Here is a 21,250-nt window from a genome sequence, read left to right on the forward strand (position 1 = left end):
GGGGATCACCGGGGCACCTCCAGGGTGTCGAGCAGGTCGTCGAGGAAGGCGACCGCGTCCATCCCGGTGCGGACCGTGCCGTCCACCAGGGTCTGCTCCTCGGCGTCGCCCAGCTCGTGCGCGGACCCGGCCAGCAGCACCTTCCGGGCACCCGCCTGACGTAGCGCCCGCGCCACCGCGGGGCCGTGCTCGGCATACAGCGCGGGGGAGGAGCAGAGCAGCGCGACCATGCTGCCGGAAGCCGTGAACCCGTCGGCCTGCTCTGCGGGATCGGTCGACTCGGTCGCCGTGGTGGCGATGCCTGCGGCGGCCAGCAGACCGGACGCGAAGGTCTCGCGGGCCCCGTAGTCCCGCCGCAGGCCCAGGGTGGCCAGGAAGACCCGGGCGCCCTCGGCACCGGCCGCCCGGTCGTGCAGGGCCTCGAAGACCGCCGCGTCCCGGACCCGGGGCAGACCACCCCCGGCAGGTTCCGGACGGGGTGTCCGGGGCAGCGGCGGCGCCGGGGCGGCAGGGAAGGTGCTCACCCCGGTGATCGCGGCGCTGCGGTGGGCGATCCGGTCGGCGCGCTCGGCGCGGCTCGCGGCGAGGGTGTCGGAGACCAGGGTGGAGCCGGTCAGTGCCCTGGCCATGCCGCCCTCGGCCTCGAGGCGCTGGAACAGCTCCCAGGCCCGCTCCGCGAGCTGGTCGGTGAGCGACTCGACGTACCAGGAGCCCCCGGCGGGGTCGGTGACCCGGCCGATGTTGGACTCCTCGGCGAGCACCACCTGGGTGTTCCGGGCGACCCGGCGGGAGAACGCGTCCGGGTAGCCGTGCACGTGGTCGAAGGGGAGCACGGTGACCGCCTCGGCACCCCCGGCGACCGCCGCGAAGGTGGCGGTGGTGACCCGCAGCATGTTGACCCAGGGGTCGTCGCGGGTGAGCATCCGCCACGAGGTGACCGCGTGCTGGCGGGCCCCACGGTGCTCGGCGGGCACCCCGCACGCCTCACCCACGCGGGCCCACAGCTGGCGCAGCGCCCGCAGCCGGGCGATCGTCAGGAACTGGTCGGCGCCGGCGGAGACCCGGAAGTCGATCTGGCCCACCCCCTGCGCCGGGGCCACCCCGGCGGCCTCGAGGGCCCGCAGGTAGTCGACCCCTGTGGCCAGCGCGAACGCCAGCTCGTCGACGTCGGCGGCGCCGGCGTCGTGGAACACCCCCGCGTCCACGGTCAGCGCCCGCATCCCGGGGTGCTCGGCCCCGGTCTCGCGGGTCAGTTCGGCGACCGGCGACAGGTCCACCGCGGTGCCGGTGACCGCGGCCAGTCCGATCGGGTCCAGCCCGAGGTTGCCGGCCACCCCCCGGCCGCCACGCTCCCGGCATACCTCCAGCAGCGCGCGGGCCGCCCCCACCTGGTCGTCCTCGCTGGAGACGACGACCGGGGCCAGGTCCAGCTCGACGCCGCCCAGCACCTGGGCCAGGTCGCCCGGCGCGACCGCCCCGGAGCCGACCTTCACCCAGATCGAGGTGGCCCCCCGCTCCAGGTCGGTGAGCACCGCGTCGTGCCCGGCGCCGGCGTCCGGGTCGTCGTGCAGGGCTCGCACGTCCCAGGCGTCCATCTGCCCCGAGCCCACGGACAGCCCGCGCCGGAAGGGCGCCTCGCCGGGCATCCCCAGGGTGCGCTCGTCACGTTCGTAGAGCGGCTCGATCCGTAGGCCGTCGACGGTGCGGGTGCGCAGCGACTCCAGGCACTGCTCCAGGTCGAGCTGCCGGTCCGGCGGGCGCCGGCGGTTGAGGGTGCGGGCCACCTGGGCCTCCCACTGCTCGCGGGTCGGCGCGGGGAAGTCCGCACCGAGCCGGAGCACCTCCGGCATCGCCTCCACGACGGCCTCGGCCGGCTGGATGCTCTCCTCCATCGGGTGGACTCTCCCTCGAGTGACGGGCACGTGAGGGTGATGCTATCGCCGGGGTCCGTCACCGGTGTCGCCTGCCGGGCACGCCCCACGGGGATGCCCTGCCGAGAAAGCTCGGATCCGCCGCTGTTGTCGCAGCGGCAGATCTGCTTTTCCTGGCAGGTTGGTGCTGCTGTGGTCTGCGGGGCAGTGAGTGACCGGCGGCGCGCGGTCGCCACGCCCAGGGGCGGGGACAGGAACAGGGACTATTGTCGGGAGGGACGACGAGGAGGCCCGATGACGCTGTCCCCCCACGGCTCCACCGCCGTGGACACCGGATCGCTGCGCAAGGGGCTGCCGATCATGATCCTGGGCGGCATCCTGGCCTGGGTCAGCGGTCAGTCCTGGAGCGTCCAGCGGGGCTCCGGAGAGCTCTTCCAGCTGGTGATGGCCTACGGCAACCTGGCGATCATGGCGGGCGCCGCCCAGCTCATCGCCGGCCTGCGGGGCCGCCCCTGGATGATGGCCACCGCCGGCGCGGCGGGGATGACCGTCCCGTGGTTCTTCGGGCTCGCCGTCGCCCAGCAGGGGGAGGGGGTGCTGGTCCCGACGCTGCTGGTGCTGGTGACCAGCTGGGGAATGACGTATGCCCTGTCGACGGCGATCCGGGTGTGGCTGCGCCGACGCCAGCGCTAGGACCTCAGCGGATCAGCCAGGCCCCGGCGACCTCGACCAGCCGGTCGTTGGCCTCGGTCTCACCGATGGTGCAGCGGACCCCGTCCCCGGCGAACGGGCGCACCATCAGCCCTCGGGCCTGCGCGGCCTGCGCGAACGGCACGGCGTCGTCACCCAGCGGCAGCCACAGGAAGTTGCCCTGCGCCTGCGGCACGTCCCAGCCCTGCTCGCGCAGCGCCGCGACGACCCGCTCCCGCTCGGCGACCAGGCCCTCGACCCGTCCGAGCAGCTCGTCCCGGGCGGCGAGGCTGGCGATGGCCGCCTGCTGGGCCAGGTCGGTGACCCCGAACGGGGTGGCCGCCTTGCGCAGCGCGGTCGCCACCTCCGGGTGCGCGACGGCATACCCCACACGCAGCCCGGCCAGTCCGTACGCCTTGGAGAAGGTGCGCAGCACGACCACGTTCGGGCGCCCGGCGGCAACGGCCAGGGCGTCCGGCACGTCCGCCTCGGTGGTGAACTCCAGGTATGCCTCGTCGATGACGACCAGCACGTCCTGCGGGACCTTCTCCAGGAAGGCCTCGAGCTCCGTGGCGCGAACCGCCGGGCCGGTGGGGTTGTTGGGGGTGCAGACGAGCACCAGCCGGGTGCGGTCGGTGATCGCGGCGGCCATCGCGTCCAGGTCGTGCCGCGCCGTGCCCTCCTCCAGCGGCACCTGGACCGAGGTGGCACCGGAGAGCGCCACGACGATCGGGTAGGCCTCGAAGCTGCGCCAGGCGTAGACCACCTCGTCCCCCGGGTCGCAGGTGATCGCGACCAGCTGGGTGAGCACGGCGACGCTGCCGGTGCCGGTGGCGACCTGCTCGGCCGGGACGCCGAGGTCGTCGGCCAGCGCCTGGGTCAGGGAGACCACCCCCATGTCGGGGTAACGGTTGACCCGGGAGGCCGCCTCGGAGATCGCCTCCAGCACCGAGGGCAGCGGCGGGTGCGGGTTCTCGTTCGAGGAGATCTTGTATGCCGTGAGGCCCTCGACCGGGGCGGGGGGCTTGCCGGGGACGTAGGCCGGGACGCCGGCGAGGGCGGTCCGCAGGCGGACGCGGGAGGTCTGCTCGGTCATGGGCACAGCGTATCGGCGTGCCCGACCGGGCCCTCCGGACGGAGGACCCGGTCGGCGCGCCCGGCTGCCGCCGGTCGGCGAGGGCGGAGCGCTCAGCCCCGGCCGGGCTTGACCCGGTTGCCGTCCTCGTCGACGGTGTAGACCTGCTTGGCGCCGTTGCTGCGCTTCTCGATCCGCACGCCGTCGTGGAACACCCCGTCGGCGGTCCGCGCCTCGTAGCTGATGGTGTCGTCGTCGACGTCGATCAGCTGGTACAGCTGGACGCCCTCCGCGGTGGAGACCGGCTGACCGCCGTTGTCGGTCCAGTTCCCCAGGTCGTTCAGGGAGTACATCTTGGCCCCGGACACCGACACCACGTAGACGGTGCCGTCGTGGATCCCGGAGCGTCCCTGCTCGGCGTTCTGCTGGTGTCCACGGCCGTAGGTGTGGTCGTGACCCTGCAGCACCAGGTCGACGTCGTGCTCCTGGAGGATCGGGTCCCAGTAGTCGCGCACCCGCTGGTTGTTGCGGCTGCCGGTCATCGCGAAGACCGGGTGGTGGAAGGTGACGACGCTCCACTTCCCCGGGTTCTCCTCCAGCGCCTGGTCCAGGTAGTCGGCCTGCGCCTGCATGTCCTCGTCGTTGTTGAGGTTGGAGTTCAGCCCGATGAAGCGCACCCCCTCGTAGTCCACGTGGTAGGCGGTCTCCGGGTGCTCGGCGTTGACGCTCTCCGGGCCGTTGTCGGGGAAGGCGAACTGCTTGTCCCAGTAGGGGGCCAGCACCCCGCTGCGGTACTCGTGGTTGCCGGGGATGGCGAGGCTGTTGATGCCACCGTTGATCCAGCCGGCGGCGTCGAACCACTCGCCCCACTCGTTGTCCCGGGTGGACACGTCGACGAGGTCGCCGGCGTGCACGATGAGGTCGGCCTGGGGGCGGTCCACGAAGGCCCGTCGGAAGACTCGGGACACGTGCTCGTGGACCTCGTTCTGGGCGTCCCCGTAGTAGATGAAGGAGAACGGCTCGGCCTCGCCGCTGGCCGTCTGGAACTCCATCCACTCGCTCCAGTTGGTGCCGTCCCCCACCCGGTAGAGGTAGTCGGTGTCGGCGTCCAGGCCCTCGAAGGTCACGGTGTGGAAACGGACCGGGAAGCCCAGGTCGGCCATCATCGGCTCGGTGCTCTGCGCCGGGACGGCGGTCGCGGCGTCGTCGAAGGAGGGACCGGGGGCCATCGGGCTGATCTCCGCCTGCGCCGTCATCACCTCGCTGCTGGTGCGCCAGCTGACGGCCTGCGAGGTGGCGGTGTCCTCGGTCGGGGTGAGGATGACCCGGTCGGGCATCGGGGAGGGTGCGTGCCGCTCGGCGTCCGGGTAGGGCTCGGCGACGAGTGCGTCACCGAGCGCCGTGCCCATCAGGGGCCCGCCGAGCAGGAGGGCGCCGGCCGAGACCAGGGCACCGGTGCGGAGCCGGCGTCGGCGGTGACCGTGCGGGCCAGTACTGCGAGTCATCGAACTACCTCTCGAGGTGTGCGGGATCGGACACCCGCCACCCTGGTCACCGCGGGTTGCCCTGGGGCGGGCAGCAACCGAATGGATGGTGAAGTCGTCGGGGACCGAGGGTGCACAGCAGGTATGCGGGAACCCGTTCACGCCCCCGGTGGTCCTCGTTCACCCGCTGGTGACCCGCCGTGCGTCTCGCGCCCCTTCACTGGCCGCGCCCGCCGCCCCCGGACACCCGAAAGGTCTGACCACCATGCCTGCTGCCTCCGCCGGTCCCCGGCGCTGGGCGCCGTCCGGGGCGCTGCTGCTCCTGGGTGTCCTCGCCGCCGAGCCCGCCGCCGCGCACCCCTTCGGGCCGCCGCTGGCGGCCACCCTGGACCGGTCCGGCACGGTGCTGACGATGACCTGGACCGGGGCGGCCGACGACTGGATGGTGGTGGGCGAGCACACCGGGGCCTTCGCCGAGGTGGCCGCGGACAGCACCGGCGCCGAGGTGCTGGCCACCTCCCCCCTGGTGCGGGACTACCTGGCCGACCACATCCGGGTCGCCACCCCCGGTGGCCGGTCCTGCGACCAGGAGGTCGAGGAGGTGGACGACGTGCTCGCCGACGGCGCCCGGCTGACCTTCACCTGCCCGGAGGGGACGTCGGACGTGCTGGTCACGCTGGCCGTGCTGACCGACGTCAACCCCGCCTACCGGACCGTCCTCGAGGCCGGGGACGACGGCGCCCGGACGTTGTTCACCGCCGCCCGACCCACCCACCAGGTCAGCCTCGCCGGTTCCGGTTCCGGGCCGGTAGGCGCCTCGCTCGCGCTGGTCGGTGGCGCGCTCGCGGTGGGCGCGCTGGCCGCGGTCGGTGTTCCCTGGGCGCTGCGCCGGCGGCGGGCCGCCCGGTGACCGGCGGCGAGGTGGAGAACACCCTGATCAGCCTGTTCGACACCCCGACGTACCAGCTGCTGGCGGTCGTCCTGGCGCTCGGCGTGGGCGCGGCGCATGCGGTCGCGCCCGGGCACGGCAAGGGGATCACCGCCGCCTACCTCATCGGCGCGCACGGGCGTTACCGGGACGCGGCATACCTCGGCGGCGTGGTGGCCGGGATGCACACCGTCTCGGCGCTGGTGCTGGCCGTGGCCTGGGTGAACGTCGGTGTCGTCTCGGACCTGGGGACCGAGCGGATCACCCAGGGGCTGCAGGTGCTGGCCGGGCTGGTCATCGTCGGGGTGGGGGTGCACCTGGTGCGTCGGCGGCACGGCCACCACCACGATCACGACCACAGCCACAGCCACCATCACCATCATCACCACGGGGCCGGCGCCCCCTCGCCATGGAGCCGGAAGGGTCTGCTCGCGCTCGGCCTCTCCGGGGGACTGATGCCCTCGCCGTCCGCCTTCATGGTGCTGGTCAGCGGGCTGCTGACCGGGCGGGTGCTGTTCGCGGTGCTGCTGGTCCTCATGTTCGGCGTCGGGATGGCGTGCACCCTCACCGGGGTGGGGGTGGCGACCCTCAAGGGCACCGCCCTGATCGGTGGTCGCTCCTCCTCCGCGGTGCTGACCCGGATGTCGACCCTGCTGCCCCGGGTCGCCGCGTACGGGGTGGTCGCCGGGGGGCTGGTCTACCTGAGCGTCGCCCTGACCCAGCTCCGGTGAGCCCGTCGACGCAGATGTGGCGCCCTGGTCGGGCGGAGGTCACCTCCCCGCCCGGTGACCGCCACCTGGGATCAACCTCGCGCTGCTGGGATGGCGACCGTACGAACCGACCGAGACCCGCGAACAGAAACGGAAGACCATGAAGCTGCTGCCCGTCCTCACCGTGGCCGCCCTGTCCGTCACCACCCTCACCGCCGCCGGTATGCCCGGCCAGGCCCCGTTCGTCACCCGGTGCGTCGGCGTGGGCGGCGCGGTCACCGTGCCCGGCGACCTGGTGGTCCCCGCCGGGGCCTCCTGCACGCTGGAGGGGACCACCGTGACCGGAGCCGTCCGGGTCCAGGCGGGCGCGGACCTGGTGCTCGTGGACGCCACCGTCGGCGGCAACGTCGTCCTGCAGCGGGACGCCTACCTCGACGCGGTCGACAGCACCCTGGAGGGCAACGTGGCGAACCGGGGCGGCTTCGGCACCGCGGTGGAGAACACCTCGCTGGGTGCCTACACCGGGACCGCGGCCGAGGAGGAGACGCAGTCGCCCTTCCTGCTCGGCGAGGGCGCGGCCTTCGGTGGCCGGGTCTCCGCCACCGGCGGCTACGTGCTGCTGGAGTCCTCCACCGTCGACGGGTGGCTGAGCGGTGACGGCATCGAGTTCACCGACCTCGTCGACACCGTCGTCGAGGGCGACCTGACCGTCCGGGACAACGAGTTCGGGGCGCTGGTGTGCGCGAGCGAGGTGCACGGCGACGCGCTGCTCTCCACCAACCAGCTCGGTGTCCAGCTGGGCGGCAGCGGTCCGCTGGGCGACTGCGAGGGCCAGGTCGGCTACTGGGGCGGAGACGTCCAGGTGGACGGCACCACCGGCGGCGTGACGGTCGACGACAACATCGTGCGCGGCGACCTGGCCGGGGAGGGCAACGACCCGGCCCCGGTGGGCGACGGCAACCGGGTGCGCGGTGCCCTGCTCGGCGACTTCGCCGACCTGCAGCCCGCCGCCCCGGCGCTGTCGCAGCGGGCCGTCCCCTCGGAGGCACGGGAGCGGCGTGCCGCGGCGGACACCGTCCGCGAGGACCGGCTCGCGGACGCGGTCCGGCAGTCCGAGCGGGCCGGGGACGCCGACCTCTGACCCGGCCCCCGGCCCGGCCGGGACACGAGGACGCCGGGTCGCGCGCGGACTGCGTGCGACCCGGCGTCGCGTGGGATCATCGAACCATGAGACTGATCTTCGACATCGTCGCCAACGGCGTCGCCCTCTGGGTTGCCGCCGCGCTCATCTCCGGCATCGAGTTCGGTGGCGAGGGCGGGCAGATGGTCCTCACCATCGCGCTCGTCGCCGCCATCTTCGGTGTGCTCAACGCCCTGGTCCGCCCCGTTGTCCAGGTGCTGTCGATCCCGCTCATCGTGCTCACCCTGGGCCTCTTCCTCTTCGTCATCAACGCGTTCATGCTGTCGCTGACCTCGTGGGTGTCCGGGCTGCTCAACCTGGACTTCCACGTCGAGTCCTTCTTCTGGGACGCCGTGCTCGGCTCGATCATCATCTCGATCGTGTCGATGGTGGTCGGTGCGCTGCTGCCCAGCCCGCGCCGGGTGGACTGACCCTCCCGATGCCCTCGGGTCAGGTTGACGTCTGCGGTAACGTTCGGCCCAGCCCCCAGCACGAAGGAGTTCGCGTGAGCGACGACGAGGTCGCGCCCCGGCGCGCCGCCGCACCCGGTCACCACCCGCCCGAGCGGGACATCACCGACGGTGGACCGGACATGGTGCAGTTCCTGGAGGCCGACGGCACCCGCACGGAGCTGACGCCGGCCAACGAGCAGTACGCCTCCTACCTCGACGACATCGACGCCGACCAGATGCGCGCCATGCTGCGCGACCTGATCCTGGTGCGCCGCGTCGACTCCGAGGGGTTCGCGCTGCAGCGTCAGGGCGAGCTCGGGCTGTGGCCCAGCCTGCTCGGCCAGGAGGCCGCGCAGGTCGGTGCCGGACGCGCGATGCGCCCGCAGGACTACGCCTTCCCGGGGTACCGCGAGCACGGCGTCGCCTGGTGCAAGGGCGTCCCGCCGGAGAACCTGCTCGGCATGTTCCGCGGGGTGAACCACGGTGGCTGGGACTCCAACGAGAACAACTTCCACCTCTACACGATCGTCATCGGCAACCAGATGCTGCACGCGGTCGGGTATGCCATGGGTGTCACCCAGGACGGCGACGTCGGCACCGGTGACGTGGACCGAGACACCGCGGTGATGGCCTTCACCGGCGACGGCGGCACCGCGCAGGGCGACTTCAACGAGGCCCTGGTCTTCGCGGCCGTCACCCACGCACCGGTCGTCTTCTTCGTGCAGAACAACCACTGGGCGATCTCGGAGCCTAACGAACGGCAGTTCACGGTGCCGCCCTACCGCCGCGCGGACGGTTTCGGCTTCCCCGGCATCCGGGTGGACGGCAACGACGTGCTCGCCAGCTACGCGGTCACCCGGTACGCCCTGGACCGGGCGCGCTCCGGTCAGGGGCCGACGCTGATCGAGGCGTTCACCTACCGGATGGGGGCGCACACCACCTCCGACGACCCGACCAAGTACCGGATCTCCGCCGAGGTCGACGCCTGGCGGGCGAAGGACCCGATCGACCGGATGACGGCATACCTGCGGGCCTCCGGCGACATCGACGACGCGTGGGCGACCGCGGTCGAGACCGAGGCAGACGAGCTCGCCGCCCGGATCCGGCACGCCTGCCAGACGATGCCCGACCCGCCGCACGAGGAGATGTTCGCGCACGTGTACGCCGAGCCGCACCGGCTCATCGAGCGCGAGGCCGCCAGCTTCGCCGACTACCAGTCCGGCTTCGAGGACTGAGGAGGGCGAGGATGAGCACCCAGACCAGCACGCCGTCGACCGGCACCCGGATGACGATCGCGAAGGCGCTCAACGCCGGGATGCGCGCGGCGATGGACCGGGACCCCAAGGTGGTCCTGATGGGGGAGGACGTCGGCAAGCTCGGCGGTGTCTTCCGGATCACCGAGGGCCTGCAGAAGGACTTCGGCGAGGACCGCGTCATCGACACCCCGCTGGCCGAGTCCGGGATCATGGGCGCCGCCGTCGGGCTGGCCCTGCGCGGCTACCGGCCGGTGGTGGAGATCCAGTTCGACGGCTTCGTCTACCCCGCCTTCGACCAGATGATCAGCCAGGTCGCCAAGATGCACAACCGCAGCCTCGGCGCCCTCAAGGTGCCGATGGTGGTGCGCATCCCCTACGGCGGCGGGATCGGTGCGGTCGAGCACCACAGCGAGTCCAACGAGTCCTACTTCGCGCACACCGCGGGCCTGCGGGTGGTGACCTGCTCCTCGACCGAGGACGCCTACTGGATGATGCAGCAGGCCATCGCCAGCGACGACCCGGTGATCTTCTACGAGCCGAAGCGTCGCTACCACGAGCGCGGCGTGCTGGACCTGGCCACCGGGCCGGTCGACCTGGCCGCGGCACCGCACGACCTGGACCAGGCCGTGGTGCGGACCGAGGGCAGCGACGTCACCGTGCTGACCTACGGCCCGATGGTCAAGGTGGCGCTGGCCGCGGCCCAGGCCGCCGAGCTGGAGGACGGCCCCTCGATCGAGGTCGTCGACCTGCGCTCGCTGTCGCCGCTGGACACCGACGTGATCGAGGCGTCGGTGAACAAGACCGGCCGGTGCATCGCGCTCTCGGAGGCGCAGACCTTCGCCAGCATCACCTCCGAGCTGGCGGCGCACGTCCAGGAGCACTGCTTCTACCGCCTGGAGGCGCCGGTCCTGCGGGTCGGCGGCTACAACATCCCCTACCCGCCGAGCCGGCACGAGGAAGTCTTCCTGCCCGACCTCGACCGTGTGCTGCACGCGGTCGAGACCCTGCTCGACGTCTGATCACCGAGAGGCGAGGATCGTGCCAGAGTTCAAGCTGCCGGACCCGGGCGAGGGTCTGGTCGAGGCCACCATCATCCAGTGGAAGGTCGCCGAGGGCGACACCGTGAAGGTCAACGACATCGTGGTCGAGGTGGAGACCGCGAAGTCGCTGGTCGAGTTGCCCATCCCGTATGCCGGCACCGTCACCAAGATCCTGGCCGCCGAGGGCGAGGAGGTCGAGGTCGGCGCCGGGATCGTGGTCATCGACACCGGGGACGGCGGCGGCTCCGGGTCCGCGGTTCCGGGCGACGGTGCCCAGGGCGCGTCGGACGACGTCACGGACGCCGGCACCGCGGCCTCGGACGACCTGGTCCCGACCCCGCCGGAGGGCGGTGGCTCCGAGGGCGGCAAGCGGGAGCCGATGCTCGTCGGCTACGGCGCGATCGAGGGCTCCACCAGCCGGCGTCGCCGCCGCAGCGGGGCCTCCGGCGCCGAGGCCGAGGCGGAGCAGGCCCCCGCCCGACGGGCCAAGTCGACGCCGCCGGTGCGCAAGTACGCCAAGGACCGCGGGGTCGACATCACCGCGGTGTCCCCGGCCGGTGAGGACGGCGTGGTCCGCCGCTCCGACGTCGACGCCCACCTGGCCGCGACCGGGGCCGAGGTGACCGGCGCCGAGGTGACCGGTGCCAGCACGGCGACCGCGCCGGCCCCCTCCTCCCGACCGGGCGTCGCTGGTGGTGGCCCTGAGACCGCACCGAGCATCTCCGGTGGTGGGCAGGCATACCAGCGGCCCACCCTCAGCCGCTCCGGGGAGCGCGAGGAGCGGGTGGACGTCAAGGGCGTCCGGAAGATGACCGCGCAGGCGATGGTCGGGTCGGCGTTCACCGCCCCGCACGTCACCGAGTTCATCACCGTCGACGTGAGCCGCACCATGGAGCTCGTCGACCGGCTGAAGAAGGACCGCTCGTCCGGCATGTCTGACCTGAGGATCAACCCGCTGCTGGTGCTCGCCAAGGCGATGACGGTCGCGGTCCGCCGCAACCCGGGGATGAACGCGGTCTGGGACGAGCAGGCGCAACAGATCGTGCAGCGCAACTACGTCAACCTGGGCATCGCGGCGGCCACCCCGCGCGGGCTGGTCGTGCCCAACATCAAGGACGCCGACCTGATGGACCTGCGCCAGCTGGCCGAGGCGATGACCGACCTGGTCGCCACCGCCAAGGCCGGGCGCACCCAACCGGCGGACATGTCCGGCGGCACCATCACCATCACCAACGTCGGCGTCTTCGGCGTCGACACCGGCACCCCGATCATCAACCCGGGGGAGTCCGCGATCGTCTGCTTCGGCGCGGTCCGGCGTATGCCGTGGGTCGTCGGTGAGGGCGCCGACGAGCGGATCGAGCCGCGCTGGGTGACCCAGCTCGCGGTGAGCTTCGACCACCGGCTGATCGACGGCGAGATGGGCTCGATGTTCCTGGCCGACCTGGCCGCGCTGCTGGAGGACCCGGCCAAGGCGCTCGCCTGGGTCTGAGCCGCGCGGAGGCCGACGGCTGAAGAACGACCGCGGGTTCTCGTGCCATGGCACGAGAACCCGCGGTCGTCTCCGTACGGTCAGTCGTGCTGACGGTGCTCGGTGCCTCCGCCGGCCGGCTCCACGGCGTCCCCCGCCCGTGCCTCGATGACGACCAGCACCAGCACCACGCCTGCTCCCAGCAGCACCAGCAGCGCCGGCCCCAGCACCGGCGCGTAGGGCGCCACCAGCGCCCCGGGTGCACTGTCCTCGCCGCCGGCCGACTGCTGCCACGGCCACAGCGCGCGCAGCGAGCCGATCATGAAGCCGGCCATCACCAGCAGCGTGGCCCGCCGGGCGTGGGCCAGCAGCCAGGTGATCAGCTGCACGAAGGACGCCAACCCGGTGATGGCCCCCAGCGCGAAGACGGCGATGTAGGTGAGGTCGCGGGAGTCCACCGCGTCCAGGGTCACCGTGTAGAGGCCGACGGCGAGCAGGAAGAAGGACCCGGAGACCCCGGGCACGACCAGTGCGCAGATGGCCACCGCCGCGGCGAGGAAGACCACCGGCAACGCCGGGTCGCTGACGCTGCCGCCGTCGGCCAGCCCGATCAGCAGCCAGGCCACGACTGCGGCGCCCGCCACCAGCAGCAGGTCCGCCCACATCGGCCGGGTCCGGGCAGGCAGCATCCGGAGCGGGACCGCGACGCTCATCGCGACCATCCCGAGGAAGAGGCCCCGGGCGTGCTCGGGCGAGGAGGTCACGAAGGTGCTCATCACCCCGGCCATCGTCAGCACCGCCAGCGCCATCCCGACCAGCACCGGCACCAGCAGCCACCAGTCGGTGCGCCGCAGGTGGGCGACGGCGCCGGCGACCCGCCCGGTGCCCTCCTCGCCCCCGACGACCAGCGCCTTCGCGGCCGAGACGACGTGCGACGCGGAGCCGATGAGCTGTTCGTAGAGGCCGGTGACCAGGGCCACGGTGCCCCCCGAGACCCCCGGGATGAGCTCGGCCATCCCGATCAGGAAGCCGCGGGCGAGGTCGAGGGGCAGCAGCAGCCGGCTGCGTGTCATCGGCGTGGTGCGGGTGGGCACGGCGTGGTCGGGGGTGTCTGTCACGGCGAGGAGCCTACGTGGTGCGGCGGGTGGCCGCCGTGGCGCGGACGCGGCATACCATCGGCGCATGGCCTCCCGCCCCCGCCTGAAGGACCGGCTGCTCACCCTGCTCACCACCCTCGGTGCGGTGGCCTTCTTCGTGGTGGGCGTCTCCCGCGGCAACCTGCGGGTCGCGGTGATCGGGGCCCTGTTCTTCCTCGGCTACGGCGTCCTGCACGGGGTGACCCGGCGGCTCGAGCCGGCGGCCCGGCTGGTCACCGGCAGCGAGGTCGACCAGGCGGAACGGCTGGTGCAGTTCCGGGCGACCCGCCTGGCCGGTCAGGGCGCGCTGGCGGTGGCCGCGGTCGGGGTGCTGGCCGAGTTCACGGTGCAGTGGGAGCCGGGGATCTACGTCGCCGGGACCGCGCTGCTGGTGCTGGCGATCTTCGTCGGCGGCCTGTGGTTCTTCAGCCGCGCCGCCCGCCGCTGAGCCGGCGCCGGTCGACGCTCAGGGGGTGAGCGAAAGGGCGTCCAGGACCCGCGCCGCGAGGTCCTCGTCGCCGTGCACCTGGTGTGCCGTGTCCTGGGTGCTGACCCGGCCGGCGGCCCGGCGGGCGAGCGAGTCGGTGGACAGCGAGATGGTGGTGACCTGCTCCGGGGTCGCCTCGTCGTGCACCCCGTGCCCGTCCTCCGTCGACTCGGCGTGCCCCGAGAACAGCTCGTGGGCGACGGGCTGGCCGTCGCTGTCGACGTCGATCCGCACCCCGGCCCGACCGGTGACCGGCCCGGTGCTCTCCACGATGACGGTGGTTCCCGGCTCCGGGCGCACCCGGCGCAGCACCACCCGCGGCAGCGCGGCCAGCACCCAGGACGTCCACTGCGCGGCGCCCGGACCGTCCAGGGAGCCGGGCCGGTCGACCGCGTGGCGGATGTCCTGCTCGTGGGTCCAGATGTCGCACAGCCGCAGCCGGGCCAGCTCCTCGAAGGTCGTCTCCTGGTCCATCACGTGGCGGACCGGCGTCTCGAGCGTGGGGTCCAGGTCGTAGAGGTTGGCGGTGCGGACCTCGACGAGGGTGCGCAGCTCGGCCAGCAGGGCCTCCGGCGGGACGGACCGGCGGGCGCGGACGCCCTGCTCGATCCAGACCCCGAAGTCGTTGCGCACGTGCTCGGGGTCCCCGACCCGGATGTCCTCCCCACCGGCCGGGTGGTCCGACCCGGACAGGTAGTCCTCGAGGTGGACCACGTGCGCCACGTGGTCGTGCACCGTCCACCCGGGGCACTGGGTGGGCACGTCCCACTCGCTTCCGCGGAGCCCGTCGCAGGTGTTCACCAACGACGTCAGCTCGTGCCGGTAGGCCTCGATCAGGCTCGGGACGTCAGTCGGGGGCGAGGGATGGACAACCATGCAGGCAGCCTAACGGCGACGCCTAGCATGGGGGTATGCCCGTCGCCACCGCGCCGCAGGGTTCGCCTGTGCGTCCGCCCCGGCAGCAGTCCGCCCGCGAGCCCCTGCGCTGGCCGCTCGTCGTCATCACCGTGCTCACCGCGCTGGTGGTGGCGGTGCCGGCCGCAGCGCTCAGCGGGGCCACCGCCCCGCTGCTGCTCGGGGACGCTGGTCCGCTGGTCCGCTGGGGGATGGTGCTGCTGGAGGTGGTCCACCACCTGGCGGCCGCGCTCACCATCGGGCTGCTGGTGGTCGCGGCCTTCCTGGTCCGCGAGGGCCGGGACACCGACCGCCGGGGCGCCGCGGCACGGGTGGCCACCGCCTCCGCCCTGCTGTGGTGCCTCGCCTCGGCCGGGATCCTGGTGCTCGGCTTCGGGGACCTGGCCGGGCTGCCCCCGTCGGCACCCGGCTACCTGCAGGACATGATCACCAACATCTGGGGCCTGGAGGTGATGCGGCTGCGGCTGGTGGAGACGCTGATGCTGGCCGCGCTGGTGCCGTTCGCGGCGCTGGCCCGCACCCGCGGGGCGTTGGCCTGGGTGGCGGGTCTGGCCCTGTTCGCCCTGGTCCCTCTCTCCTACGGGGGGCACTCCAGCGGCACCGACGGGCACGAGACCGCGGTCACCGCGCTGCTGCTGCACCTGGGCGGCATCACCGTCTGGGTCGGCGGCCTGATGGCGATCGGGCTGCTGCTGCCGGTGCTGGGCACGGCCCTGCCGGACACGCTGCGCCGCTACTCGACCCTGGCCCTGTGGTCCTTCGTCTCGGTGTCCCTCTCCGGGGTGCTCTTCGCGCTGCTCATGGTCGACGACCTTGACGACCTGGTCAGCCCCTACTGGGTGGTGATCTGGGCCAAGGTCGGGCTGCTCACGGTCCTCGGGGTGATGGGTGCGGTGCAGCGCCGGATCATCATCGCCCGGGGCACCGACCGGCCCTGGCTCTTCGCGGCGCTCGCCTCCGGCGAGCTCGCGGTGATGGGCACCGCGATCGCGCTGGGCTCGGTGCTCTCCCGCACCCCGCCGCCGGTGGTGGAGTCGGAGACCGACGCGTCCAGCCCGGCCTACGCCCTGACCGGCTACCCGCTGCCCGAGCCCTTCGAGCCGGCCCGGCTGCTCGACACCTGGCAGGTCAACTGGCTCTTCCTGCTGGTCGCGCTGGTGGCGGTCGGGGCATACCTGGCCGGAGTGGTGAAGCTGCGCCGGCGCGGCGACGCGTGGCCGCTGTGGCGGCTGCTGCTGTGGGTGCTCGGCTGGGCCGTCTTCGTCTACGCCACCAGCGGTGCCCCCGGGGTCTACGGGCGGATCATGTTCTCCCAGCACATGATCATGCACATGGTGCTGATGATGGGGGTGCCGATCCTGCTGGTCCCGGCGCAGGCGATCACGCTGGCGTACCGGACGCTGCCGGCCCGCAAGGACAAGACGCTCGGCCCGCGCGAGGTGCTGGTCGCGGTGGTGCACTCGCGGTGGGCCACCTTCGTGGTCAACCCGGTGGTCGCCGGCGCCATCTTCTTCGGCAGCCTCATCGCGTTCTACTGGACCGGGCTGTTCGGCTGGGCACTCACCTCGCACACCGGGCACGTGCTGATGGTCGTGCACTTCAGCCTCACCGGCTTCGCCTTCGTCTGGTCCCTGGTCGGACAGGACCCGGGCCCGGCCAAGTGGTCGCCGCCGCTGCGCATCCTGGTGCTGCTCGGGACGCTGGCCGCGCACGCCTTCTTCGGGCTGGCGCTGATGCAGGGCACCTGGCTGCTGGAGCCGGAGTTCTTCAAGACCATCGAGGTCCCCTGGGTTGACGACCTGCTCGTCGACCAGCAGACCGCCGGCGGCATCGCCTGGGGCGTCGGCGAGCTGCCCACGGTGGTGCTGGTGCTGATGGTCATGGTGGACTGGATGCGCCGGGACGAGCGGGAGAGCGTCCGCTCCGACCGGCAGGCCCTGCGCGACGACGACGCAGAGCTGGTCGCCTACAACGCCCACCTGCAGCGGCTGGCGGAGCGGGACAGGAGCAGACGGTGAAGGTCGCGATCATCCAGCTCGGGTATGCCGAGGGTGCCGACGAGTCGGTCGAAGAACGCTCCGAGCGGGTCGCCGGGCTGGTCGCCCGGCATGCCCCGGGGCACGATCTGGTGGTGCTGCCCGAGCTGTGGAGCGCTGGCGGGTTCGCCTCCACCGAGTGGGAGGGGCGCAGCCAGGACCTGTCCGGCGGCGACGTCGACCTGCCCCCGGCCCTGGTGCCGGTCGCGCGGGCGGCACGGGGCAGGGGTGCGGTGGTGCATACCGGGTCCGTGGTGGAGCGCACCGACCAGCCGGGCCCGGAGGGTCGCCACCTGTGGAACACCTCGGTGGTGCTCGACCCGGACGGGCGGGTCTGCGCCCGCTACCGGAAGGTGCACCGGTTCGGCTTCGGCGGGGGAGAGCCGAAGCTGATGGAGGCCGGCCCCGACCTGGTCGTCACCGACCTGCCGGCCCCCGCGGACGGACTGCGGACGGGCCTGTCGACCTGCTACGACCTGCGCTTCCCCGAGCTCTACCGGGCCCAGCTGGACCTGGGCGCCGGGCTCTTCCTCATCCCCGCGGCGTGGCCGATGGCGCGGGTCGAGCACTGGCGGCTGCTGCTGCGGGCACGGGCCCTGGAGGACCAGTGCTTCGTCATCGCCTGCAACACCGCGGGGACGCACGCCGGGGTGGAGATGGGCGGCCGGAGCGCGGTCGTCGACCCGTGGGGGACCGTGCTCGGCGAGGCCGGGACCGGCGAGGAGGTGCTCTCGGTGGAGATCGACACCACCGAGGTGGCCCGGGCCCGGGAGAAGTTCCCGGTGCTCGCGGACCGGCGTCTGTGAGTCGGACCGGGTTAGGCTGACGGTCGAACCAATCGAAAGGATCACCCATGGGCATCGGCCTTGGTATCTTCCTGCTCGTCGTGGGGGCCATCCTGTCCTTCGCGGTCCAGGACGCGATCGACGGCGTCAACCTCATCACCGTCGGCTACATCCTGATGGCGGCCGGTGTGCTGTCCCTGCTGCTCGGTCTGGTGCTGAACACCCAGCGCACGAACACCACGCACCGCGAGATCGTCGACCGGCACAACGACACCGACGTGCGTCACCGCGGTGGTCCCGAGGGCTACTGAGCACGGTTGCAGGCGGACCCCGGCGGACCTGATGAGGATCCCTGGACGCCGCTGAGGCGTTCGCCCGGGCCCGAGCCCGTGGCCACGCCGCCCTCCCCGGGCCCGTGCGTCGGGTCGTCCCCGAGACCGCGATCGGCTTCGCGGTCATCAGCAGCTTCACCTATGCGGTGGACCTGAGCCTGCTCGCGGTGCTGCACGACGTGCTTGCCTGGCCGTACCCGGCGGCGGTGACCCTGGGGTATGTCGTCGCGTTCGGGCTGGCGTTCCTGCTCAACCGGTGGCTGAACTTCCAGTCGCACGGCCCGCTGGGCCGGCAGACCGGGCGGTACGTGCTCACCGTGGTGGTGAACTACCTGCTGTTCATCCTGCTGCTGTCCAGCACCCTGGAGGCGCTGGGCGTGCAGTACCTGGTGGCCCGGCTGGCGGCCGGCGCCTGCGAGGCGGTCTTCATGTACGTGGCGATGCGGAGCTTCGTGTTCCGGTTGAAGCGCTACCGCTGACCACACCTGCCCCTTCACCTCGCCTCACCCCGCCCCCACCCGACCGGGCGTCTCGTCGTGCCGGACCGGGCGTCTCGTGGTGCCGGACCGGGCGTCTGGTTGTGCCGGACCGGGCGTCTGGTTGTGCCGGACCGGGCGTCTCGTGGTGCCGGACCGGGCGTCTCGTGATGCCGGACCGGGCGTCTGGTTGTGCCGGACCGGCGTCTGGTTGTGCGGGACCGGGCGTCTCGTTGTGCGGGACCGGGCGTCTCGTGATGCCGATCCGTACGCGTCAGAGCGTCCGACGCATGACCAGACGCGGCAATTTGCTGGCGACGGCGTCCGTCGTCCCGACGACCTCGAACCCGACCTTCTCGAACATCGCCCGGGTGCCGACGAAGGCCATCGTGGTGTCCATCCGCCCCGACGTCTCCACGGGGTATGCCTCCACCGCCGGAGCGCCCTGCGCGGCGGCATACCCCACCGCGCCCTCGATCAGCGGAGTGGTGAGGCCCCGTTTGCGGTGCCCGCCGCGGACCACGACGCAGATGATGCTCCAGACGTCGACCTCGTCCACCGGGCGGATCAGGCGCGAGCCCGCGAGGCGCGGGATGTCGGCCCGGCGCCCGATGTTGCACCACGCCACCGGGACGTCGTCGGCATACAGGACGACCCCCGGCGGGTGCTCGCGCTCGGTGAGCCTGCGGGCGGCACGCGCCCGGCTCCCGCCGCCCAGCTCCTCGATCTCGCCGGCTCGCAGCCGGTGCGACAGGCACCAGCAGTGGGTGGCGCGCCGGTTCGGGTTGATGACGTCGGCGAAGTCCTCGAAGCGGTCCGGGGTGACGGGGTATGTCTCGAGCGCCATCGGCTCATTGAACCATCGGGTGTCACGACGAGACGCTCGGTCCGGCAACACGAGACGTTCGGTCGGGCATTGCGGGACGCTCGGTCCGGCAACACGAGACGTTCGGTCGGGCATTTCGGGACGCCTGGTCGGGCATTTCGGGACGCTCGGTCAGAAGGCGGCCTCGGGGAGGTCCATGATGCTGGCCACCGCGTCCGCGTCGGCCGCGGTGATGGTGCGCCGGTCCGCGCTCAGCCGGGGCAGCACCTCGGTGGCGAAGAACCGCGCCGCGGCCACCTTCCCCTGCAGGTATGCCGGGTCCCGGCCCGCTCCGCTCTCGCCCGGCTCACCGGCGTCCAGCAGGCGCTGGGCGACCTCCGCCTGACGCAGCAGCAGCCAGCCGATGAGCAGGTCACCCACGGCCAGCAGCAGACGGGTGGTGCCGAGACCGACGGCATACACCTGGCTGGGCTCCGTCTGCGACGCCTGCGCCCGGCCGCTCATGAACTCGACCATCTGCTGCACCTCACCGAGTGCCCGCAGCACCGCGGCCCGGGTCCCGCCCAGGCCGTCGTCGAGCTGCGCGCTCGCGGTCGCCTGCACCTCGCCGGCCAGGTGCGCGAGGGCGACCCCGCGGTCGCGCAGGATCTTGCGGAAGAAGAAGTCCATGCCCTGGATGGCGGTGGTGCCCTCGTAGAGGCTGTCGATCTTGGCGTCGCGCAGGTACTGCTCGATCGGGTAGTCCTCTAGGAAGCCGGAGCCGCCCAGGGTCTGCAGCGACTCGGTGCCGAGCAGGGTGAACGCGCGCTCGGAGCCGCAGCCCTTGACCAGCGGCAGCAGCAGGTCGTTGACCCGGGCCGCCAGCCGCAGCTCCTCGGAGCCTCCGTCCCCCTCGGAGCCTGCGTCGCCGTCGTCGGCACCCTCCCGGTCGGCGAGGTCCTGCGCCCCGTGGATCGTGTCCTGGTAGCTCGCTGTGTAGAGCATCAGTGCGCGCAGCCCCTCGGCGTACGACTTCTGCAGCATCAGCGACCGCCGCACGTCCGGGTGGTGGGTGATCGTCACCCGGGGCGCCGTCTTGTCGGCCATCTGGGTCAGGTCGGCACCCTGTACCCGTTCCTTGGCGTACGCGAGCGCGTTGAGGTAGCCGGTCGAGAGGGTGGCGATCGCCTTCGTGCCGACCAGCATCCGGGCGTACTCGATGATCCGGAACATCTGCGCGATGCCGTCGTGGACCTCCCCGAGCAGCACCCCGACCGCGGGGCGCGAGGCGTCCTCCCCGAAGGCGACCTCGCAGGTGGTGGACACCTTGAGCCCCATCTTGTGCTCGATCCCGGTGATCGTCACGCCGTTGCGGTCGCCGAGCTCGCCGGTGTCGAGGTCGGTCACGTGCCGGTCGCTGACCAGGAACAGCGACAGCCCCTTGGTGCCGGGGCCGGCCCCCTCGGGGCGGGCCAGCACGAAGTGCACGACGTTGTCGTAGAAGGGCGCGATCCCGCTGGTGATGAAGCGCTTGGTGCCGCTCAGGTGCCAGGTGCCGTCCCCGGCGTCGACCGCCTTGGTCCGCCCCGCGCCGACGTCGCTGCCGGCGTCCGGCTCGGTGAGCATCATGGTGGCGCCCCAGGCGTGGTCGACCATCAGCCGGGCGAGGCGCTGCTGGTCGGGGGTGCCGAGCCGGTAGAGGGCGTTGGCGAAGGTATAGCCGGCCGCGAACATCTTGACCCCGGGGTTGGCGCCGAGCACCAGCTCGGACAGCGCCCAGGTCAGGCTGGGCGGGCCGGGGGTGCCGCCGAGGCCCTGGTCGATCTCCAGGCGCCACCACTCGTTGTCGACCCAGGCCTGGTACGACCGGACGAAGCTGTCCGGCATGCTCAGCGTGCCGGTGGCCGGGTCCAGCACGGGCGGGGTGCGGTCGGACTCGGTGAAGGACGCAGCGATCGGCCCCTCGGCCAGCTCGGCGACCTGGCGCAGCGCCTCCCGCGCGGTCTCGATGTCGATCTCCTCGTACGGCGCCCGGCCCAGGATCTGCTGGCGTCCGAGGACGTCGAAGAGCATGAACTCGGCGTCGCGCACGTTGCTGCGGTAGTGACCCACGCTGGTCCTCCA

Annotated in this window: 20 protein-coding genes; 13 read left to right on the forward strand and 7 right to left on the reverse strand. The window is 72.5% G+C overall.

Annotated elements, in window-relative coordinates; translation table 11 throughout:
- Window positions 1–5: 5 nt before the first annotated feature.
- Complete coding sequence (mutA, locus tag ACI3EY_RS14080; RefSeq protein WP_405040825.1) at window positions 6–1,892, reverse strand: methylmalonyl-CoA mutase small subunit; 1,887 nt, start codon at window positions 1,890–1,892, stop codon at window positions 6–8.
- A 273-nt stretch (window positions 1,893–2,165) separates the two neighbouring features.
- Between mutA and ACI3EY_RS14085 the strand changes: the two genes are divergently transcribed.
- On the forward strand, window positions 2,166–2,564 hold the full coding sequence (locus ACI3EY_RS14085) for a hypothetical protein (protein ID WP_405040826.1): 399 nt from the start codon (window positions 2,166–2,168) through the stop codon (window positions 2,562–2,564).
- Between the two features lie 4 nt (window positions 2,565–2,568).
- On the opposite strand, the gene hisC is transcribed toward ACI3EY_RS14085, so the two are convergent.
- Together hisC and ACI3EY_RS14095 are read right to left on the reverse strand one after the other, a co-directional pair.
- Window positions 2,569–3,657 carry a histidinol-phosphate transaminase gene (gene hisC, locus ACI3EY_RS14090; protein WP_405040827.1) on the reverse strand — a complete coding sequence of 363 codons (1,089 nt, stop codon included), beginning with the start codon at window positions 3,655–3,657 and terminating at the stop codon, window positions 2,569–2,571.
- Window positions 3,658–3,749: 92 nt separating this feature from the next.
- A complete protein-coding gene (locus tag ACI3EY_RS14095) occupies window positions 3,750–5,141 on the reverse strand; it encodes a purple acid phosphatase family protein (protein WP_405040828.1) in 1,392 nt (463 codons plus the stop codon).
- A 244-nt stretch (window positions 5,142–5,385) separates the two neighbouring features.
- On the opposite strand from ACI3EY_RS14095, the gene ACI3EY_RS14100 reads away from it, so the two are divergent.
- The 7 genes from ACI3EY_RS14100 to ACI3EY_RS14130 all read left to right on the forward strand — a co-directional run bounded on the left by ACI3EY_RS14100 (window position 5,386) and on the right by ACI3EY_RS14130 (window position 12,175).
- Window positions 5,386–6,030 carry a hypothetical protein gene (locus tag ACI3EY_RS14100; protein ID WP_405040829.1) on the forward strand — a complete coding sequence of 215 codons (645 nt, stop codon included), beginning with the start codon at window positions 5,386–5,388 and terminating at the stop codon, window positions 6,028–6,030.
- A complete protein-coding gene (locus ACI3EY_RS14105; protein WP_405040830.1) occupies window positions 6,027–6,779 on the forward strand; it encodes a HoxN/HupN/NixA family nickel/cobalt transporter in 753 nt (250 codons plus the stop codon). The genes ACI3EY_RS14100 and ACI3EY_RS14105 overlap by 4 nt, the downstream gene beginning before the upstream one ends.
- Before the next feature lie 139 nt (window positions 6,780–6,918).
- Entirely contained in the window at window positions 6,919–7,899 is a 981-nt protein-coding gene (locus ACI3EY_RS14110; RefSeq protein WP_405036609.1) for a hypothetical protein, read from the forward strand.
- A gap of 86 nt (window positions 7,900–7,985) precedes the next feature.
- A complete protein-coding gene (locus tag ACI3EY_RS14115) occupies window positions 7,986–8,369 on the forward strand; it encodes a phage holin family protein (protein ID WP_405036608.1) in 384 nt (127 codons plus the stop codon).
- A 74-nt stretch (window positions 8,370–8,443) separates the two neighbouring features.
- The gene (pdhA, locus tag ACI3EY_RS14120; protein WP_405036607.1) at window positions 8,444–9,625 is read left to right on the forward strand and encodes a pyruvate dehydrogenase (acetyl-transferring) E1 component subunit alpha; all 1,182 of its coding nucleotides are present in this window, start codon (window positions 8,444–8,446) and stop codon (window positions 9,623–9,625) included.
- A gap of 11 nt (window positions 9,626–9,636) precedes the next feature.
- The gene (locus tag ACI3EY_RS14125; RefSeq protein WP_405036606.1) at window positions 9,637–10,665 is read left to right on the forward strand and encodes an alpha-ketoacid dehydrogenase subunit beta; all 1,029 of its coding nucleotides are present in this window, start codon (window positions 9,637–9,639) and stop codon (window positions 10,663–10,665) included.
- Window positions 10,666–10,684: 19 nt separating this feature from the next.
- Window positions 10,685–12,175 (forward strand): dihydrolipoamide acetyltransferase family protein, encoded by a 1,491-nt coding sequence (locus ACI3EY_RS14130; RefSeq protein ID WP_405040831.1) that lies wholly within the window; start codon window positions 10,685–10,687, stop codon window positions 12,173–12,175.
- Window positions 12,176–12,255: 80 nt separating this feature from the next.
- Here ACI3EY_RS14130 and ACI3EY_RS14135 read toward each other — a convergent pair whose 3' ends face one another.
- Window positions 12,256–13,272 (reverse strand): DUF368 domain-containing protein, encoded by a 1,017-nt coding sequence (locus ACI3EY_RS14135; RefSeq protein ID WP_405036604.1) that lies wholly within the window; start codon window positions 13,270–13,272, stop codon window positions 12,256–12,258.
- Between the two features lie 64 nt (window positions 13,273–13,336).
- Here ACI3EY_RS14135 and ACI3EY_RS14140 point away from each other — a divergent pair, with 64 nt between their 5' ends.
- Window positions 13,337–13,738: a hypothetical protein gene (locus ACI3EY_RS14140; protein ID WP_405036603.1), complete on the forward strand. Its 402-nt coding sequence runs from the start codon at window positions 13,337–13,339 to the stop codon at window positions 13,736–13,738.
- Window positions 13,739–13,756: 18 nt separating this feature from the next.
- Here ACI3EY_RS14140 and ACI3EY_RS14145 read toward each other — a convergent pair whose 3' ends face one another.
- Window positions 13,757–14,653, reverse strand: coding sequence for a maleylpyruvate isomerase family mycothiol-dependent enzyme (locus tag ACI3EY_RS14145; protein ID WP_405036602.1), 897 nt, complete (start codon window positions 14,651–14,653; stop codon window positions 13,757–13,759).
- 35 nt (window positions 14,654–14,688) lie between these two features.
- Between ACI3EY_RS14145 and ACI3EY_RS14150 the strand changes: the two genes are divergently transcribed.
- From ACI3EY_RS14150 to ACI3EY_RS14165, 4 genes are all read left to right on the forward strand, one after another.
- Entirely contained in the window at window positions 14,689–16,710 is a 2,022-nt protein-coding gene (locus ACI3EY_RS14150; protein ID WP_405040832.1) for a bifunctional copper resistance protein CopD/cytochrome c oxidase assembly protein, read from the forward strand.
- Window positions 16,707–17,534, forward strand: coding sequence for a carbon-nitrogen family hydrolase (locus ACI3EY_RS14155; RefSeq protein WP_405040833.1), 828 nt, complete (start codon window positions 16,707–16,709; stop codon window positions 17,532–17,534). The genes ACI3EY_RS14150 and ACI3EY_RS14155 overlap by 4 nt, the downstream gene beginning before the upstream one ends.
- Before the next feature lie 47 nt (window positions 17,535–17,581).
- Window positions 17,582–17,824: a DUF6458 family protein gene (locus ACI3EY_RS14160; protein ID WP_405036599.1), complete on the forward strand. Its 243-nt coding sequence runs from the start codon at window positions 17,582–17,584 to the stop codon at window positions 17,822–17,824.
- Window positions 17,825–17,928: 104 nt separating this feature from the next.
- Window positions 17,929–18,324 (forward strand): GtrA family protein, encoded by a 396-nt coding sequence (locus ACI3EY_RS14165; RefSeq protein ID WP_405040834.1) that lies wholly within the window; start codon window positions 17,929–17,931, stop codon window positions 18,322–18,324.
- A gap of 271 nt (window positions 18,325–18,595) precedes the next feature.
- On the opposite strand, the gene ACI3EY_RS14170 is transcribed toward ACI3EY_RS14165, so the two are convergent.
- Both ACI3EY_RS14170 and ACI3EY_RS14175 read right to left on the reverse strand, forming a co-directional pair.
- Window positions 18,596–19,168, reverse strand: a complete 573-nt coding sequence (locus tag ACI3EY_RS14170) for a GNAT family N-acetyltransferase (protein ID WP_405040835.1) — start codon at window positions 19,166–19,168, stop codon at window positions 18,596–18,598.
- Window positions 19,169–19,318: 150 nt separating this feature from the next.
- Window positions 19,319–21,238, reverse strand: coding sequence for an acyl-CoA dehydrogenase (locus ACI3EY_RS14175; protein WP_405040836.1), 1,920 nt, complete (start codon window positions 21,236–21,238; stop codon window positions 19,319–19,321).
- Window positions 21,239–21,250: the final 12 nt, after the last annotated feature.

The organism is Serinicoccus shuyuelongi, from assembly GCF_045032955.1.
GTDB lineage: Bacteria > Actinomycetota > Actinomycetes > Actinomycetales > Dermatophilaceae > Ornithinicoccus.

Coding starts and splice junctions, on each gene's coding strand:
- ACI3EY_RS14170 (WP_405040835.1), bottom strand. CDS start 19,168: ATGGCGCTCGAGACATACCCCGTCACCCCGGACCGCTTCGAGGACTTC.
- ACI3EY_RS14160 (WP_405036599.1), top strand. CDS start 17,582: ATGGGCATCGGCCTTGGTATCTTCCTGCTCGTCGTGGGGGCCATCCTG.
- ACI3EY_RS14110 (WP_405036609.1), top strand. CDS start 6,919: ATGAAGCTGCTGCCCGTCCTCACCGTGGCCGCCCTGTCCGTCACCACC.
- hisC (WP_405040827.1), bottom strand. CDS start 3,657: ATGACCGAGCAGACCTCCCGCGTCCGCCTGCGGACCGCCCTCGCCGGC.
- ACI3EY_RS14115 (WP_405036608.1), top strand. CDS start 7,986: ATGAGACTGATCTTCGACATCGTCGCCAACGGCGTCGCCCTCTGGGTT.
- ACI3EY_RS14145 (WP_405036602.1), bottom strand. CDS start 14,653: ATGGTTGTCCATCCCTCGCCCCCGACTGACGTCCCGAGCCTGATCGAG.
- ACI3EY_RS14150 (WP_405040832.1), top strand. CDS start 14,689: ATGCCCGTCGCCACCGCGCCGCAGGGTTCGCCTGTGCGTCCGCCCCGG.
- ACI3EY_RS14125 (WP_405036606.1), top strand. CDS start 9,637: ATGAGCACCCAGACCAGCACGCCGTCGACCGGCACCCGGATGACGATC.
- ACI3EY_RS14100 (WP_405040829.1), top strand. CDS start 5,386: ATGCCTGCTGCCTCCGCCGGTCCCCGGCGCTGGGCGCCGTCCGGGGCG.
- mutA (WP_405040825.1), bottom strand. CDS start 1,892: ATGGAGGAGAGCATCCAGCCGGCCGAGGCCGTCGTGGAGGCGATGCCG.
- ACI3EY_RS14140 (WP_405036603.1), top strand. CDS start 13,337: ATGGCCTCCCGCCCCCGCCTGAAGGACCGGCTGCTCACCCTGCTCACC.
- ACI3EY_RS14085 (WP_405040826.1), top strand. CDS start 2,166: ATGACGCTGTCCCCCCACGGCTCCACCGCCGTGGACACCGGATCGCTG.
- ACI3EY_RS14095 (WP_405040828.1), bottom strand. CDS start 5,141: ATGACTCGCAGTACTGGCCCGCACGGTCACCGCCGACGCCGGCTCCGC.